The sequence below is a fragment of the Sneathiella sedimenti genome (assembly GCF_017313765.1).
Taxonomy (GTDB): Bacteria; Pseudomonadota; Alphaproteobacteria; order Sneathiellales; family Sneathiellaceae; genus Sneathiella; species Sneathiella sedimenti.
On the sequence record NZ_JAFLNC010000005.1, the window covers coordinates 148,911 to 164,376 of the forward strand.

At 55.4% G+C, this 15,466-nt stretch carries 15 protein-coding genes and 2 tRNA genes; 8 read left to right on the top strand and 9 right to left on the bottom strand.

What is annotated here, in order from left to right; all coding sequences use genetic code 11:
• Window positions 1-8: 8 nt before the first annotated feature.
• Genes radC through sfsA form a run of 3 tightly spaced genes read right to left on the bottom strand, consistent with a single transcriptional unit; the run spans window position 9 to window position 2,357 of the window.
• Window positions 9-788 (bottom strand): RadC family protein, encoded by a 780-nt coding sequence (gene radC / locus J0X12_RS14745; protein ID WP_207047188.1) that lies wholly within the window; start codon window positions 786-788, stop codon window positions 9-11.
• The gene (gene map / locus J0X12_RS14750) at window positions 778-1,602 is read right to left on the bottom strand and encodes a type I methionyl aminopeptidase (protein ID WP_207047190.1); all 825 of its coding nucleotides are present in this window, start codon (window positions 1,600-1,602) and stop codon (window positions 778-780) included. Before map ends, radC begins: the two co-directional genes overlap by 11 nt.
• A 53-nt stretch (window positions 1,603-1,655) precedes the next feature.
• A complete protein-coding gene (gene sfsA, locus J0X12_RS14755; RefSeq protein WP_207047192.1) occupies window positions 1,656-2,357 on the bottom strand; it encodes a DNA/RNA nuclease SfsA in 702 nt (233 codons plus the stop codon).
• A 104-nt stretch (window positions 2,358-2,461) separates the two neighbouring features.
• On the opposite strand from sfsA, the gene J0X12_RS14760 reads away from it, so the two are divergent.
• On the top strand, window positions 2,462-3,235 hold the full coding sequence (locus tag J0X12_RS14760) for a competence/damage-inducible protein A (protein WP_207047194.1): 774 nt from the start codon (window positions 2,462-2,464) through the stop codon (window positions 3,233-3,235).
• Window positions 3,236-3,341: 106 nt separating this feature from the next.
• On the opposite strand, the gene J0X12_RS14765 is transcribed toward J0X12_RS14760, so the two are convergent.
• On the bottom strand, window positions 3,342-3,863 hold the full coding sequence (locus J0X12_RS14765; protein ID WP_207047196.1) for a fasciclin domain-containing protein: 522 nt from the start codon (window positions 3,861-3,863) through the stop codon (window positions 3,342-3,344).
• A 235-nt stretch (window positions 3,864-4,098) separates the two neighbouring features.
• Here J0X12_RS14765 and J0X12_RS14770 point away from each other — a divergent pair.
• The 4 genes from J0X12_RS14770 (at window position 4,099) to J0X12_RS14785 (ending at window position 7,619) form a co-directional block, all read left to right on the top strand.
• Window positions 4,099-4,185 (top strand) — tRNA-Leu (locus J0X12_RS14770).
• 38 nt (window positions 4,186-4,223) lie between these two features.
• Window positions 4,224-5,423, top strand: a complete 1,200-nt coding sequence (locus tag J0X12_RS14775) for a cytochrome P450 (protein ID WP_207047198.1) — start codon at window positions 4,224-4,226, stop codon at window positions 5,421-5,423.
• 88 nt (window positions 5,424-5,511) lie between these two features.
• Window positions 5,512-6,855, top strand: a complete 1,344-nt coding sequence (locus J0X12_RS14780) for an ABC transporter substrate-binding protein (RefSeq protein ID WP_207047200.1) — start codon at window positions 5,512-5,514, stop codon at window positions 6,853-6,855.
• Between the two features lie 89 nt (window positions 6,856-6,944).
• Entirely contained in the window at window positions 6,945-7,619 is a 675-nt protein-coding gene (locus J0X12_RS14785) for a hypothetical protein (RefSeq protein ID WP_207047202.1), read from the top strand.
• Between the two features lie 129 nt (window positions 7,620-7,748).
• On the opposite strand, the gene J0X12_RS14790 is transcribed toward J0X12_RS14785, so the two are convergent.
• Together J0X12_RS14790 and J0X12_RS14795 are read right to left on the bottom strand one after the other, a co-directional pair.
• Window positions 7,749-8,255, bottom strand: a complete 507-nt coding sequence (locus tag J0X12_RS14790) for a lactoylglutathione lyase family protein (protein WP_420497091.1) — start codon at window positions 8,253-8,255, stop codon at window positions 7,749-7,751.
• Window positions 8,256-8,497: 242 nt separating this feature from the next.
• Window positions 8,498-8,573: transfer RNA gene (locus J0X12_RS14795), tRNA-Lys, on the bottom strand.
• A 266-nt stretch (window positions 8,574-8,839) separates the two neighbouring features.
• On the opposite strand from J0X12_RS14795, the gene J0X12_RS14800 reads away from it, so the two are divergent.
• On the top strand, window positions 8,840-9,364 hold the full coding sequence (locus J0X12_RS14800; RefSeq protein WP_207047480.1) for a peptidylprolyl isomerase: 525 nt from the start codon (window positions 8,840-8,842) through the stop codon (window positions 9,362-9,364).
• A 28-nt stretch (window positions 9,365-9,392) separates the two neighbouring features.
• On the opposite strand, the gene J0X12_RS14805 is transcribed toward J0X12_RS14800, so the two are convergent.
• Complete coding sequence (locus J0X12_RS14805; RefSeq protein WP_207047206.1) at window positions 9,393-10,148, bottom strand: glucose 1-dehydrogenase; 756 nt, start codon at window positions 10,146-10,148, stop codon at window positions 9,393-9,395.
• 101 nt (window positions 10,149-10,249) lie between these two features.
• Complete coding sequence (locus tag J0X12_RS14810; protein WP_207047208.1) at window positions 10,250-11,962, bottom strand: sensor histidine kinase; 1,713 nt, start codon at window positions 11,960-11,962, stop codon at window positions 10,250-10,252.
• 218 nt (window positions 11,963-12,180) lie between these two features.
• Between J0X12_RS14810 and J0X12_RS14815 the strand changes: the two genes are divergently transcribed.
• On the top strand, window positions 12,181-12,951 hold the full coding sequence (locus J0X12_RS14815; RefSeq protein WP_207047210.1) for a DUF502 domain-containing protein: 771 nt from the start codon (window positions 12,181-12,183) through the stop codon (window positions 12,949-12,951).
• Here the strand turns inward: J0X12_RS14815 and recG are convergent.
• Complete coding sequence (gene recG / locus J0X12_RS14820; protein ID WP_207047212.1) at window positions 12,940-15,030, bottom strand: ATP-dependent DNA helicase RecG; 2,091 nt, start codon at window positions 15,028-15,030, stop codon at window positions 12,940-12,942. The genes J0X12_RS14815 and recG overlap by 12 nt on opposite strands.
• A gap of 157 nt (window positions 15,031-15,187) precedes the next feature.
• Between recG and J0X12_RS14825 the strand changes: the two genes are divergently transcribed.
• Window positions 15,188-15,466: a succinate dehydrogenase assembly factor 2 gene (locus tag J0X12_RS14825; RefSeq protein WP_207047214.1), complete on the top strand. Its 279-nt coding sequence runs from the start codon at window positions 15,188-15,190 to the stop codon at window positions 15,464-15,466.

Genomic DNA, 15,466 nt, shown 5'->3' on the forward strand with positions numbered 1-15,466 from the left:
AATCCCGCTTACATCAGGCCGAGCGACTTGAAGCTGACGCATTTACTGTTGCCGACGATAATATGATCATGAATCCGGATATTGAGCGCGGCGGCGGCACTCATGATCTCGGAGGTCATGTCGATATCGGCCTTGGACGGGGTGGTATCCCCGGAAGGATGGTTATGCACGAGGATCAGCGCCGTTGCGCCCAGTTCCAGCGCCCGTTTCACCACCTCTCGCGGATAGACGGCCGTGTGATTGACCGTGCCAGTCTGCTGGACCTCGTCGGAAATCAGGTGATTCTTGTTATTGAGGAACAGAATGCGGAAATGCTCAATTCCGCGGTTCCCCATCGTACCCTGACAATATTCCAGCAGGGCCTGCCAGGAGCCGAGGACATTTTTCTTCTCGATTTCCGCGCGCAGCAGCTTTTCACCCAGGGTTTCCGCGACTTTTAGCGTGGCAATAACCGCATCGCCGACTTTCGGCACCTTACGCAGGGCTTCCGGCTCTGCCTTCAGGACCTTGGACAGGCTTCCGAAGGTGGAGAGCAGGTTTTTTGCCAGCGGTTTCGTGTCACCACGGGGAGCCGCGGCAAAAAGCAGCATTTCAAGAATTTCATAATCCGCGAGGCTACGTGCCCCGGCTTTCAACACCCGCTCGCGCATTCTTTCACGATGGCCAAGCCGGTGATTGTCTTTTTCCTTGGTATTCGGAGGGCGTTCTTCAAAACCGAGGCCGAAGTCCGGTGCATCCAGTTCATGCAACGCGGCCTTCGTCGTCGATTTCTTTGCCTCAGACGTCATACGGTGGTTTGTCCAATCCCTTGGGTGACAGGGTGAATATCTCATATCCCGTTTCGGTGACTCCAAGGGAATGCTCAAACTGGGCGGAGAGAGACCGATCCTTCGTCACCGCTGTCCAGCCATCATCAAGAATCTTGACCTGCCAGGTACCGAGATTGATCATCGGCTCAATTGTGAAGATCATCCCGGGTTTCAGTTCCACACCTTCGCCAGGGGTGCCGTAATGAACGATATTCGGCACGTCATGGAAAACACGCCCGAGACCATGGCCGCAGAAATCCCGCACCACGGAACAGCGCTTGCCCTCAGCAAAATTCTGGATCGCATAGCCAATATCGCCGGTCGTCGCACCCGGTTTTACCACCTCGATCCCGCGCATCAGGGATTCATAGGTGATATCAATAAGGCGCGCCGCTTTCACGCTTGGCTTACCCGCGATATACATCCGGCTGCTGTCTCCATGCCAGCCATCGACGGTCGGCGTGACGTCAATATTGACGATATCGCCTTCTTTCAGCTTTTTCGGCCCCGGAATCCCGTGACAGACAACATGGTTGATGGAGGTGCAGATGGATTTCGGAAATCCGCGATAGTTAAGCGGGGCACAGATGCCGCCACGTTCCGAGATAAAATTCGCGCAGAGCGTATTGAGCTCGTCCGTCGTGACACCCGGGACCACATGCTCGGCAATCATGTCGAGCGTTTCCGCCGCCAATTGACCTGCTTTACGCATGCCCTCAAAGGCCTCAGGACCATGCAATTTTATCACGCCGGTATTGCGATCCGGCGCAGCTATACTCGTTTCATATCTCATAAGCGCTCTTCATATTTTTTCTGGATAATACCTCATGTCACCCCAAAAACAAACTAGGGAATAACCGGAACGACAGACCCGAGGCGAATTTCACTGGTCGTTATGTGGCAGTCATAGCAGATAATTTCAACTCCCGCGTCAATCGCCTCCTGAAACGCCGCTGCGTAGGCGGGATCGATATCGCCGGCAATCCGGAATTTCGTGCAGTCGGTTCGCTGGATCAGGTAGAACATCACCGCCCGATGCCCTTGCTCGACCATGGAGACAAGCTCTTTCAGATGCTTTGCCCCGCGGGCCGTGACCGAATCCGGGAATTCCGCGTGAATGTCGTCGCGCTTCAGCGTGACATTTTTGACCTCCACATAGCAATCGGGCAGTCCGTCCCCTGACAGCAGGATATCAATCCGCGAATTCAGACCATATTTTACTTCCCGCGTCAGCTTTTCGTAACCCGAGAGCGCGGCGACCTGACCGCTCTCAATCGCCTCGGCAACCAGGCCGTTCGGATGCGCGGTATTGATGCCGACCAACGCCCCGTCCACCTCGACCAGTTCCCAGCTATAAGGCAGTTTCCGCTTGGCGTTATCGGAGAGGGAGAGCCAGACCGTCATGCCTTCCTCCTTCAATCCCATCATCGATCCCGGGTTGGCGACATGGGCCGTCAACAACTCGCCGCTTTCAAGCTCGACATCGGCGAGAAAGCGTTTATACCGCTTGATCAAGCGGCCCTTGATGAGGGGAGTGGAAAACTTCATAATTTCACGTCAAACATTCAGGTGGGCAAAAATATCAGATGCCCTTTTTACTCACTTTGTTATGATAACAACACCCCCAAGTCCAGAATATACAGGGAATTTCCATGCCAGATCCGAAACCAGCCGAGACAAAAATAGTTACTGCCGCAATTCTGGTCATCGGCGACGAGATTTTGTCCGGCCGTACGCAGGACAAGAACATGGCCTGGCTGGCCGGGCGTCTGAATGATATCGGCGTACAGCTTCGCGAGGCACGGGTGGTACCTGATATCGAGGCGGAGATTGTCGCGGCCGTCAACGCACTCCGTGCAAAGTTTGATTATGTCTTCACGACCGGCGGCATCGGCCCGACCCATGACGATATCACGGCAGATTCCATCGCCGCAGCCTTCGGGGTCGGCATAGATCATCATCCCGAGGCTATGGCGCTGCTGACCCGCCACTATGAAACGAGTGGCATTGAGTTCAACAATGCGCGGAAACGAATGGCCCGTATTCCCGACGGCGCCAGCCTGGTCAACAATCCGGTCAGCAAGGCGCCGGGTTTTAGAATTGAGAATGTCTATGTCATGGCTGGTGTGCCGACGATTATGCAGGCAATGTTTGAAGAAATTGCGCCGGAACTTGTTGGCGGTCCCAAGGTATTGAGCCGGACGATTGGCGCGGGGCTACCCGAAGGGCGGGTGGCAGAAAAGCTGGGAGCGTTGCAAGAAACCTATCCCGATGTTTCCATGGGTTCCTATCCCTATTTCCGTCAGGGAGAGGTCGGAACAAATCTTGTGCTGCGCTCTATCGACAAGACGGCGCTCGATGCGGCCTATGACGATCTTGCGGCTTATCTTAAGGAGGAAGGGGCGTCTGTCGTCGAGACAACATAAAAAAATGTCGCGTGGCAGTGTTTCATGAAGGGGAGACCTATCAAAAAACACCACCACGTCGACAATGAGGGGCCCACCAAGGGAGAAAACTGGGCCCTTTTCCGTATTAGTTAGCAGGTGGCAGGATGACCGTATCGATGACGTGAATGACGCCATTGCTTGCAATCACATCCGCGGTAACCACCTTGGCAGAACCGTTCAGTACAACACCGTCCATTCCATCAATCATGATCTTGCTGCCCTGAACGCTGTCCGCATCGACTTTCTTGCCGACAACAGCGGAAGCCGGGACCACGCCAGATACGACATGATAGGTGAGAATTTCAACAAGCTTCGCCTTGTTTTCAGGCTTTAGCAGATCCTCAACCGTACCGGCGGGGAGTTTGTCAAAGGCTGCGTCTGTTGGCGCGAAGACTGTGAATGGGCCGGGGCTTTGCAGGGTCTCCACCAGGTCGGCAGCCTTCACTGCGGCTACGAGGGTGTTAAACTTGCCAGCTTCAACGGCAGTGACGACGATATCTTTCTCTGCGGGCGCCGCTTTTGCAGCCATCTTGTTATCCTGAGCACAGGCCGCGGCGAACACGCCGACAAACAGGACTGCTGTAAGTAATTTTAAATATTTAGACATAGTGCCTCCTCAAAATTTCAGGTTCATTCTCAAAACTCAGTCGCGACCTGCGTTTGAAGAGATTTACGGGCTGGGGTAAGGAATAGATCACAGGAGAGTCTTTTTTCTTTTCACCCGACCATGAATTTTGATGCCAGAACCATTTCGGCAAGGCGGGAAAGCCGTGCCAAAAAATCCATGCCGGTGCATTATCTCCTTGTTTCGCAAAACCGATTTGGTTAGTTTGCAATGCGCTGCCCGCATGGTGAAATTGGTAAACACAGTAGACTTAAAATCTGCCGCCCGTAAGGGCTTCCCGGTTCAAGTCCGGGTGCGGGCACCATCGCTTGAAAGATGATTCCGGTTCGGGGGGGACGGAGCATGATCTTCAGCATTGACCATATCGACGATCCTTATCCGGTGCTCGCCGCCGCGCGCGAGAAACATCCGGTGTTCTGGGACCCGGACCTGAGGGCCTGGGTGGTCCTGGAACATGATTTAGTGGCCATGGCCTTCAAGGATGCGCGCTTTTCCTCCGACAGGGTGTCCAAGTTTCGCGGCAAGTTCGCGAACGAAAAACTGGTCCCGCTTTTCAATACGCTGTCGCACCTGATGTTGCAGCAGGACGAGCCGTCCCATACACGCCTTCGCAACCTGATACATTATGCATTCAAGCGGACGGCTGTGGGAACCTACGAAAGTGAGATCCAGCGGCTCGCCGAAAAGCTTCTGAATCCATCTCTGACTTCGGGCAGGCTCGAGTTTGTCGGTGAATTCGCCGTGCCGCTCCCCATTCTTGTGATTTCAGAGATCGTCGGCATTCCCGCGGCGGATCGTGCACAGGTAAAGGCCTGGTGTGATGCCTTTTCCGTCGTTGCGCTCAATTTCTACGCCAATATCACCGATGCGCAGCTCAATGCCGGGGCGGAGGCCGTCGCCGCCTTTACCGACTATCTTCGCACCAAGGTGACCGAGTTGCGGGCTCACCCGAAAGAAGACATCCTGAGCGCCCTTGTCCATGCGGAAGAGGACGGGGACACACTCAGTCTCGATGAACTGGCCGCCAACACGCTGCTTCTGCTCAATGCGGGGAATGAAACCACGACCTGCCTGCTGACAAACGGCCTGCTCGCCCTGATCCAGAATCCCGAGGCGATGGCGCGGCTTCGTCGCGACCCGTCGCTGATCCCGAATGCCGTTGAGGAAATGCTCCGTTACGACAGCCCGATCCAGTTTATGGGTCGCCTTGCCGCGACGGATATCGAACTGGGCGGCGAGAGTATCCGGGAAGGAGACACCGTCTTGCTCGCCCTTGGCGCCGCCGGACGCGACCCGAAAACCTTCGACGCGCCGGATGATCTGCAAATTGACCGCCATCCCATCCAGCATGTGAGCTTTGGCAGCGGACATCACATCTGCGCTGGCCTCCAACTCGCCCGAATGGAAGGCCGAATTGCGTTTCAGACCTTGCTGGAGACATTTAAAGATATCTCCCTCGCCACCGACACCATAGAGTTCGGTACGAATGTAAATCTCCGCTGTCCCGAAGCAATGCCGTTGAACGTCAAGCCGGCGAGCTGAACACAACCCGATAAAGCCTTTTGCAATTTAACGCCAACTCCATAATATAACAGTTGGATCGACACGACGGGCAGTTGAGGACGCGAGTATGGCACTCTTTCGAATAGCAACGCTTGCAGCAGGGGTTGTAATCGCCCTCGTGAGCGGACCGCCGGATGCTGTCGCCGCGGAGCGGGCAACGCGTGCGGAGGCCGTTATCCTCGACCTTTCGCGACAGGCGCGGGACATTCTCTCGCAGACCGACAAGCCGATCCGCGCCCGTGAAAGCCAGCTTGCCACTTCCATTGGCCGACATTTTCATTTCACCCTGATATCAGAACTTGTTGTCGGGCCGGATTGGGCGGATTTGCCCCAGCATCAACGGCAGGAATTCCTCAATCTTTTTCGCGATTTCTACCTCCTTTCCTACGGCAGCCAGCTCGGCGGCTATCCCGATGACGACTTCACCATCCTCGCGGTTGAGGAGAAAGGCGCGCGCGACGCCTTCGTCACCACACGCCTGATCCGCCCCAAAAGGGACCCGGTCGTGGTCGACTGGCGCCTGCGGGAGGTTCTCGGCTCACCGCTTATCATCGATATCCTCATCAACGGGACCAGTGTCGCCATCAGCCACCGAGAAGGATTTCAGCCGGTGCTCTCCAGCGACGGGATTGAGGGCCTGATCACATTGTTCCAGATCCGCGCCGAACGGCTGAATGCAGAAACCCGCGGGTTTGCCGCCGGCGAGCTTTTCGAGCAGGGCCGCTTTGCGGAAGCGGTCGCGATCTGGGAGGATCTGGCGCAAAAGGGCAACCCGGAGGCGCAGTTCAACCTCTCAACCATGTATGCGGAGGGCCGCGGAACCGAGCCTGACAGCGCCAAGGCCGACTATTGGAACAACCGGGCACTTAAAGCGGGCTATCCGCCGGCGCAGCATAACCACGCGCTGAGCCTGCTGGCGCAGAAACAGGAAAAGGCGGCGGTCGCGCTTCTCGAAAAAGCCGCGCGGGCAGGGTTCGCGCCGTCACAATATACCCTTGGCAAGATGTACAGCTACGCCCTTGGAGTGAGGGAGGACCCGGCCCGCGCCTTTGAGTATATCCGTCTCGCCGCCAATTCCGGCCTGCCCGAGGCGCAGTATAATCTCGGTAAAATCTATCGGGACGGCTATGGCACGGCAGCGGATATAGAGGCGTCCTTCACCTGGTTCGAGCGGGCGGCCCAACAAGGCCACGGCAAGGCGCAGGCCAAGCTCGCCGCACGCTACGGCAGCGGGGAGGGGATCGCCCATGATGATGTGGAGGCGCTGAAATGGGCCATCCTCGCCACGCAGGAGGGGGAGGAGGACGCGGCCGAATGGCAGAAACTCTATAAAGGCCGCATGGCCGACGCCGATATCACTCGCGCGGAGCTGCTCGCGAAGGAGTTCAAGCCCAACCGCGAGGAACCCTGACCCGCTGCAATGGCGAAGGTTGTATGCCTACAGTGTTTCTGCTAGATGTCTGCGCATATTATGCGTAAAGTTAATTTAGCAACCATCAAGTGGAAGATATTGTGACGGCGCTGATCGACCTGGAGACGACCTTTCTTAAATGCCTTGGTACGGCGGGCTATACCGATGATCCCTATGATCTGTGGGAGCTGAATGACGTTTTCCCGACCGAGGTGGTCGATGAGTTGCTGACCCTCAAGATCGGGCCCGGCGAGATGGACTACCGCATCGGCCGCCGCGAGATTAATAATGACAAGCGCAACTATTTCGATGTCGGACGTCAGGCGGAATTCCCGGTCTGCCGGAATGTGGCGGCGCTGTTGCAGGCGCCCGAAACCGTTTCCGCGATCGAGAAGAAATTCAACCTCGACCTCACCGGGACCTTCCTCCGGATCGAGCTCACGCAGGATACGGACGGATTCTGGCTCGAGCCGCACACTGACATCGGGGTGAAGAAGTTCACCATGCAGATCTACCTCTCCCGCGATGCGGAGGCGGGAACCTGGGGCTCCTCCATCTACAAGGACAGCCAAACCTTCGTCCGCAATGTGCCTTTCCGGAGCAATACGGCAAATGTGTTCGTACCGTCGCCGCATACCTGGCACGGGTTTGAACCGCGCCCCATCAACGGAATCCGCAAGAGCCTGATTGTCAATTATGTCACCGATAAATGGCGCGCGCGCCATGAGCTCGCATTTCCGGAAACGCCGGTTCGCACAGCTTAAACCCGCCGTCACGTCGATAGAGAACTAATAAGGACATGACACAAAAAAAGCGACCCCGGGAAGAGGCCGCTTTTCCAGATAAGTTCACATATTTAACCTATGACGGTCACAACGACCATCTGCCGAAAATCAGCCTTGGTAGGCTCCGGCGGCATAGGTCAACTCGTAACTATGGCTGTATATCTCCAGGATATTGCCAAACGGGTCTTCCATGTAAATCATGCGGTATGGTTTTTCGCCGGGATAATAATACCGTGGGGCTTTCATGCGTTTTTTCCCACCTGCGGCGACAATTTTCTCCGCCAAGCCCTCAACATCGGGATCCTGAACACAGAAATGGAAGACGCCGGTCTTCCAGTACTCAAAATTATTTTCCGGATTTTCCTGATTCTTGAAACAAAATAATTCTACGCCGACACGGTCTCCGGTGGAAAGATGGGCAATTCTAAATTCACCCCAGCCCGCGCCAAAGACATCTGTGCACATTTCACCAATGGCACTGTCATCTTCGGTTATCGTTGTCGGCTCCATAATCAGGTACCAACCAAGCACTTCGGTATAAAATTTGACGGCCTTTTCCAGATCCGGAACCGAAATGCCGATATGGGAAAATGTTCTTGGATAGACGGGATTTATCACTGTGACCTCTAAAAATATAAGAATAACCCGGAAAAGTTATTAGTGGGGTTGGGCTGCAGACATGATTAGCTTTCCGGTTCCACTAATTGTGGGAACGGGGTACATGGATATACAAACAGGATGTTTCAACCCGGATCTTGGCGGAAATGATTATTTTGACGGAAAGCCACAGCAAATTACCTGCGGTTCAATCACCCGGAAAAATCATATCTTACATAATATAGGATATTTAGGAGAAATGGTGAGCCCGACAGGATTCGAACCTGTGACCCGCTGATTAAAAGTCAGCTGCTCTACCAACTGAGCTACGGGCCCACAATTTGTGATGTATATCACGACCTTGGCTCTCCGAAAAGGACACCGTAACATCGCAATGCGCCGCAACATAGGGACGTCCCGCCGGATGGTCAAGCATCCATTTCGTTTTTTTTACCCGACCCGGCGAATTGCGGTTATTTGCCACGGAAGTATTTTAAGGATGGACGGCCCGGCGGCCAAATGGCAGTAATTACCGTATGTCTTGTTAATGAAAGAGGAAACGGATGATTTCGAAATTTCTGTCACGCCTGAGCGTCGGACTGATGCTGGCAGGTCTGCTTGCGCTCTCTGTTACCCCGGCGCAGGCCGCAGACCCGGAAAACACCCTTTACCTTGACCTGGAATACGGACGCGTGGTCATCGCAATGCGGCCGGATCTTGCCCCGAACCATGTTGCCCGGATCAAGGAACTGACGCGGGAGGGATTCTATGACGGCCTCAAATTCCATCGCGTAATTGAAGATTTCATGGCCCAGACCGGCGATCCCAAAGGGGATGGCACCGGCGGTTCGGGACGCAAGTTACGCTCCGAATTCTCGAACGCGCCGCATGTGCGGGGTGTCGTCTCCATGGCCCGGGCCAGCTCTCCCCATAGCGCCGACAGCCAGTTCTTCATTGTAACGGCCGATTCTCACTTCCTCGACCGGAAGTACACCGTCTGGGGCGAAGTGGTTGAGGGTATGGAGTTCGTCGACCTGATCAAGAAGGGAGTCGGCAGAAGCGGCATGGTCCCGGGCGAGCCTGACATCATCGTCAAGATGCAGGTCGCCGCGGATGCGAAGGATTAATCCTTCGCCGTTGTTCTAGTCGTCTCGCCTAGATGCACCTGCCGCCGTCCACTTCCAGGGCGACACCGGTGATGAAGGATGCATCGTCAGAGGCCAGCCACAGCGCCGCGTGAGCCAGATCACGCGGCGTGTTTTCCCGCCCCAGCGGGATTGTCGCCACGAACTTGTCGCGGATTTCCTGCGTATCGACACCCCCCATGAATTCCACTGCCATCGGCGTATGGGCAAAGACCGGGCAGAGCGCGTTGACCCGCACCTGCTTCGGCGCCAGTTCTATGGCCATGGATTTTGACATGGTGACTACGGCCCCCTTGCTGGCGTTATACCAGGTCAGGCCGGGGCGGGGGCTCAAGGCCGCAGTGGAGGCGATATTGACGACGTTTCCGCCATTTTCCAGCATATGCGGGATAATGCCTTTCGTCGTCAGGAAGATGCTTTTGACATTCACCTCGAAGATTTTATCGAATGTCTCGACATCCACGTCGAACATCGATCCGTTGCGCTGGGGCATGCCGGCGTTATTCACCAGGATGTCGATCTTCTGAAAATTATCCAGTGTCTGCTGTGCCATCGCGGCGATGTCATCCGCGCTTGTGACATCACATTCAGAACTGATGGCAATGCCACCGGCATCGGTAATATCTTTTGTGACTGCCGCAGCCGCCGCGCCGTTGAGATCGCTGACCACGACTTTCGCCCCTTCGGCAGCGAACAGCTTCGCCATACCTTCACCAAAACCGGAACCCGCGCCCGTTACAATGGCGACCTTGTCTTTTAACCGCATGAATATCCTCCTATTATCTGGCAGGATAGTTCACTCTTCGCGCTCAATTGGCAAGAGGCCCGGCAAAAATTTTTACAGGCTGGATCAGGCGGGCGGAAAGGTCAGGCCGCCTTGGGGCAGATTCTGTCTCGCGGCAGATAAAGGGTGACGACGGTTCCCTCACCATATTTGCTGATAAGTTCCAGCCGCCCTTCGTGCATTTCCGCAAGGTTTTTCGACAGCGGCAGGCCGAGCCCCGTGCCGTGATACTTCCGGCTTTTGTCATTGTCCACCTGGACAAATGGCGTCAGCGCGCGCTCGATATCGCCTTCGCGGATACCGATGCCGTTATCACTCACGCTTATCTTCATCCCCTCATTCTCCAGTAGCTGGACAGAGGTGATGATGCGCCCGCCTGTGGGGGTGAACTTGACGGCATTGGACAGAAGGTTGATCAGGATCTGCTTGATCATCCGCCGGTCCGCGAATATCTGCGGCAGCAGCGGATCGAATTCAAGCTTGATATTGATGTCATTCTCGATGGCGCGTTGCTGGGTCAGCCGGATACATTCATTGACCAGCACATCGATCTCGACCTTTTCCTCGTTGATTTTCTGCTCACCGGCCTCAATCTTGGAGAAATCGAGAATATCATTGATCAGGTCCAGAAGATGCAAGCCGCTCGAATTGATATCATGCGCATATTCCAGATATTTCTTCGATCCGACGGGTCCGAATATCTCGCTGATAATCACCTCGGAAAATCCGATCACGGCATTGAGCGGCGTACGCAGTTCATGGCTCATATTGGCCAGGAACTTGCCCTTGATCTGGGCCGCATATTCCGCTTCATCCTTGGCCTGTTTCAGGAAATCCTCAATCTGCATCTGCGCCGAAATATCGCGGATCACCAGCTGCAGGATATTTCCTTCCCCATAGAGCAGGGCGGAGGCTTCCATTTCAACATCGGTCTTCCCGCCGTCCTCGCGGATAACCTTCGACTTGAGCGGCGGCAGGTTCTTAATGATGTCAGCATTGTCGGCGCTGCCAAAATAGGGGGCCAGCGCCTCACTGTCCGAATAAGGGAAATAGCTGGAAATCTTCCGGCCGATCAGATCATGCCGGTTCTTAAGCTTGAACAGCTCCAGTGCCGCTTCATTGACATAGATGATGAAGCCGCCCTTATGCGCGACAATTGCATCCGGTGACAGCTCCACCATGCTGCGGTAGCGGTCCTCATTTTCGCGCAACGCCTTGTCGGCGAGGCGGGTCGCGGTCACATCCGAAGCAGTCAGGATAAATCCGCCGTCAGGACAAATGCTGAAGGAGATCTCAAGGATTTTGCCATTTGCGAACTCGCGATCCACCTTGCCGAATACGCGGCCATCCATATGCTCCAACGTTTCAGCAATAAAGGCGTCCGGATTATCACCAACATTTACATATTTCTCGAAATTACAGGCGAGAATATCACGCAACGTTGTTTCCGGTTTGAACAGGCTATCGTCCAACTCGAACAGGTCCACATAACGGTTATTCCATTTTAGCAGTCGGAACTGTTCGTCAAACACGCTGATACCGATCTCGATATTATCAAAGACGATATCCAGCATTGACTGCTTGGACTGCAAGGATTGATGTTCATGTCTTGTTTGCCGCGACTGCAGGAGCGCAAAACCCGAACAGATCAGCAGACCAGCGGCGGCAATAAGGCAGTAAACGGAGCTAAACATGCTCTGGGTCAAAAATGACACCAGCAGAACGCCGCCAAGCGATCCCGATACCAGGGCAACTCTGTTATCACCCCATATATTTCTAAGTTTTTGATAGGCCATCGACCGTTTTCTGGTCCCATTAATATACACGGTGACTCAGGCAGCACCGTAAACTAGCGGTAATTGTACAAGGTTTTTCTTAAGAGGAGGTTTACGAAACACCGCGGAAAAGAATTTTCCAAAGACAGGTCTCGGGCTTCGTGGTAATGTGCGCCAATGTTCAGGTTATGCCGGTAACTCTGTATTATTTATATTGTTTTGAAGCTAGTTAGCGAGACATGTTTAAAAAATCGACACCCCCCGCCGAAGACGAAGACAGAAAGCCCGTTCTGGTTGAACCGGCCCCAAAAGTCAGCCCGTTCGCACGTCTTCGCACCTATTTCCTGACCGGTATTGTCGTCACCGCCCCGATCGCGATTACGATTTACCTGACCTATGTTTTTGTCTCCTTTGTCGACGCGAATATCACGCCGCTCATCCCGGCACGCTATAACCCCGAAACATATCTGCCGTTCAGCGTTCCGGGCCTTGGCGTTATTATCGCCGCATTCGCCCTGATCGTGATCGGGTTCCTGACGGCCAATTACCTCGGCCGTGCCCTCCTTACCTTTGGTGAGCGAATTGTCGGCCGGATGCCGGTGGTGCGTTCCATCTATCATGCACTCAAGCAGATAATGGAAACGGTTCTCGCGCAATCGAGCACGTCCTTCCGGGATGTTGTCCTGGTGGAATATCCGCGACCAGGTATATGGGCACTCGCTTTCGTGACCAGCACCGCAGAAGGGGAGGTTGACCAGCTGCAGGATGACGACATGATCAGCATCTTCCTGCCGACCACGCCCAATCCGACGTCCGGCTTTCTGCTGTTTGTGCCCAAAAAAGACCTCAAATATCTCAAGATGACGGTTGAGGAGGGGGTCAAGCTCGTTATCTCCGCCGGCATGATCTGGCCGGAACCCCCGAAACCAGAGGGTAAGGGCAACGAGAAAGCGACAAAGCAGTCGCCAAAGAAGCCGGAAGACAAGGCTAAATCCTCGTCAACCGGATAAATACTTTATCGCGCTGTCCCGCTCGAACAGATAGAGCAGGGTTTTGAGCGCCTTTCCCCGTTTCCCGTCAAGCTTCCTGTCTTTTTCCAGAATTAGTCGCGCATCATCGCGGGCAATGGTCAAAAGGCGCGAATGTGCATGCAGATCGGCGACTTTGAATTCCGGCAGGCCGCTTTGTCGCGTGCCCAGAAGTTCACCGGCGCCGCGTAAGCGCAAATCCTCCTCCGCGATGCGAAAGCCATCCTCCGTCTCGCGCAGAATGCCAAGGCGCGCCTTTTGCGTTTCACTGAGCGGTCCTGAATAGAGCAGTAGGCAGGTACCTTCCAGACCGCCGCGCCCGACACGCCCGCGCAGTTGGTGGAGCTGGGCAAGGCCAAAGCGTTCCGCATGCTCGATGATCATCACCGTCGCCTCGGGCACGTCGACGCCCACCTCGATCACCGTGGTGGCCACCAGTATCTTGATCTCCCCCGCCATAAAGCGGCGCATGGTGGCGTCCTTCTCGTCCGCCTTCAGCCGACCATGGATCAGGCCAACCTGCTCCCCATATAGATGCTGGAGGGTGGTAAAGCGTTCCTCCGCGGCGGCCACATCGAGTACCTGCGATTCCTCAACCAGCGGGCAAACCCAGTAGATCCGCTCTCCCGCGGCGAGCTTGCGCTTCAACCCCTCTGCAACCGCGTCAAGCCGCGCAAGATCAATGGCCCGTGTATCGACGGGCTTTCGCCCCGGTGGCTTCTCCGCGATGATCGAAACATCCATGTCGCCATAGGCCGTGAGCGCCAGCGTACGCGGGATCGGCGTTGCCGTCATCACCAGCACATCGACGCCCCCGTTACCATCGCGCCCCTTCGCGCTTAGCGCCAGACGCTGATGCACGCCGAAACGATGCTGCTCATCGATAATGGCGAGACCGAGATCATGAAACCGGACATCCTCCTGAAAAAGAGCATGAGTGCCAACCACCAAATCGACAGCGCCGCATTCAAGCTCCGCCAGTACTTCCGTCCGTTTCTTTCCTTTAAGCCGGCCGGTAATCAGCAGGCATTTGAGTCCTGCCTCGGTCGCCAGCGGCTCGATCGCGTTAAAATGCTGATGGGCAAGGATTTCCGTCGGCGCCATGATGGTGGCCTGCGCCCCGGCCTCAACGGCCTGCGCCATCGCGAGCAGGGCGACCACCGTCTTGCCGCTGCCCACATCCCCCTGCAGCAACCGCAGCATCCGGTGCGGCCCGGCCATGTCGTCCTCGATCTCCTTAAGCGCATTATTCTGCGCCGCTGTTAAGGTGAAGGGCAGGGCGGCCCGAACTTTCTCCCGCACCTCGCCCTTACCAACAAGCGACCTGCCGGGCTTACGCTTCATGCTACGGCGAACAAGCTCCAGTGCCAACTGGTTGGCGAGCAGTTCATCATAGGCAAGGCGGGCGCGGGCGGGGGTGGATCGGTCAAAATCCACCTCCGTAGTCGGGGAGTGCGCCTCGATCAGGCTATCCTTCCAGCTTTTCCAGCCCTCCCGCGTTACCAGGCTGGCATCATTCCATTCAGGCAGGTCGGGAAGCATGGCGAGGAACTGCCGCGCCGCCTTCAGGAAAGTGGCGTTGGTCACCCCCGCTGTCAGGGGATAAACCGGCTCGAAGGTCGGGATCGTCGCCGCTGTCTCATTTGTGGCGATATGATCGGGATGGGTAATCTGGTAGTCACCGGCATATTCCTCCAGCTTACCGCTGACGATCCGCTCTTGCCCCTCGGGAAGTTGCTGTCGCAGATACCCCTCGCGGCCATTGAAGAAGGTGAGGGTGAGGGGCGAATCGCCGGCATGGCACTGGATTCTGTATGGCACCCGGCGATTGCGGGAGGGTTGATGCTGATCGACCCGAAGTGTCACGATGACATTCTGGTCGATTAAATCCGGCGTCAGGGAGGTCACCTGTTGCCGTGTGACCAGCCCGGACGGCAAATGCCACGCAAGATCGATAATGTTTGGCCCGGCCAGCTTCTCGATCAACGCCGTCAACCGTGGCCCGATACCGGTAAGCTTGCTGACAGGGGAAAAAAGTTGATACAGGATTTCTGGGCGCACCGGTTTTCCTCATGGATTATTTCCGGCCATTGTGCTGCGTGACGCCGTCTCAGGTCAATGCCGCATCCTCGATAATCCGCTATCGATGTCACTTCCTGCTGACAGGGCGGGCAAGACAGGTTATATCCTACCCCACCTCAAAAAAAAGCATGTGACCATGACAGAAGATATTACAATCCGCCGCAAACGGCTTATTCATCGTTCTCTCTATACCGGCATGAAAGAGACAGACCTGCTGCTTGGCGGCTTTGCCCGCAAGCACCTGATGGATTTTTCCTACGAAGAACTCGATACCTATGAGGCGTTGCTTGAAGCAGGAGATCCGAACATTTATGTCTGGGCCGTTGGTCGCGAAGAAGTGCCGCCGGAATTCCAGACAAATGTCATGGCGCTGCTTCAGGAATTCACCCGGTTTGAGCAACGCAGCAAAGATTAA

Excerpts from the sequence above, each read along its gene's own strand:
- J0X12_RS14815 (WP_207047210.1), top strand. The coding sequence starts at position 12,181 with ATGTTTAAAAAATCGACACCCCCCGCCGAAGACGAAGACAGAAAGCCC.
- J0X12_RS14800 (WP_207047480.1), top strand. The coding sequence starts at position 8,840 with ATGCTGGCAGGTCTGCTTGCGCTCTCTGTTACCCCGGCGCAGGCCGCA.
- J0X12_RS14825 (WP_207047214.1), top strand. The coding sequence starts at position 15,188 with ATGACAGAAGATATTACAATCCGCCGCAAACGGCTTATTCATCGTTCT.
- J0X12_RS14805 (WP_207047206.1), bottom strand. The coding sequence starts at position 10,148 with ATGCGGTTAAAAGACAAGGTCGCCATTGTAACGGGCGCGGGTTCCGGT.
- J0X12_RS14765 (WP_207047196.1), bottom strand. The coding sequence starts at position 3,863 with ATGTCTAAATATTTAAAATTACTTACAGCAGTCCTGTTTGTCGGCGTG.
- radC (WP_207047188.1), bottom strand. The coding sequence starts at position 788 with ATGACGTCTGAGGCAAAGAAATCGACGACGAAGGCCGCGTTGCATGAA.
- sfsA (WP_207047192.1), bottom strand. The coding sequence starts at position 2,357 with ATGAAGTTTTCCACTCCCCTCATCAAGGGCCGCTTGATCAAGCGGTAT.
- J0X12_RS14760 (WP_207047194.1), top strand. The coding sequence starts at position 2,462 with ATGCCAGATCCGAAACCAGCCGAGACAAAAATAGTTACTGCCGCAATT.
- J0X12_RS14775 (WP_207047198.1), top strand. The coding sequence starts at position 4,224 with ATGATCTTCAGCATTGACCATATCGACGATCCTTATCCGGTGCTCGCC.
- map (WP_207047190.1), bottom strand. The coding sequence starts at position 1,602 with ATGAGATATGAAACGAGTATAGCTGCGCCGGATCGCAATACCGGCGTG.
- J0X12_RS14780 (WP_207047200.1), top strand. The coding sequence starts at position 5,512 with ATGGCACTCTTTCGAATAGCAACGCTTGCAGCAGGGGTTGTAATCGCC.
- J0X12_RS14810 (WP_207047208.1), bottom strand. The coding sequence starts at position 11,962 with ATGGCCTATCAAAAACTTAGAAATATATGGGGTGATAACAGAGTTGCC.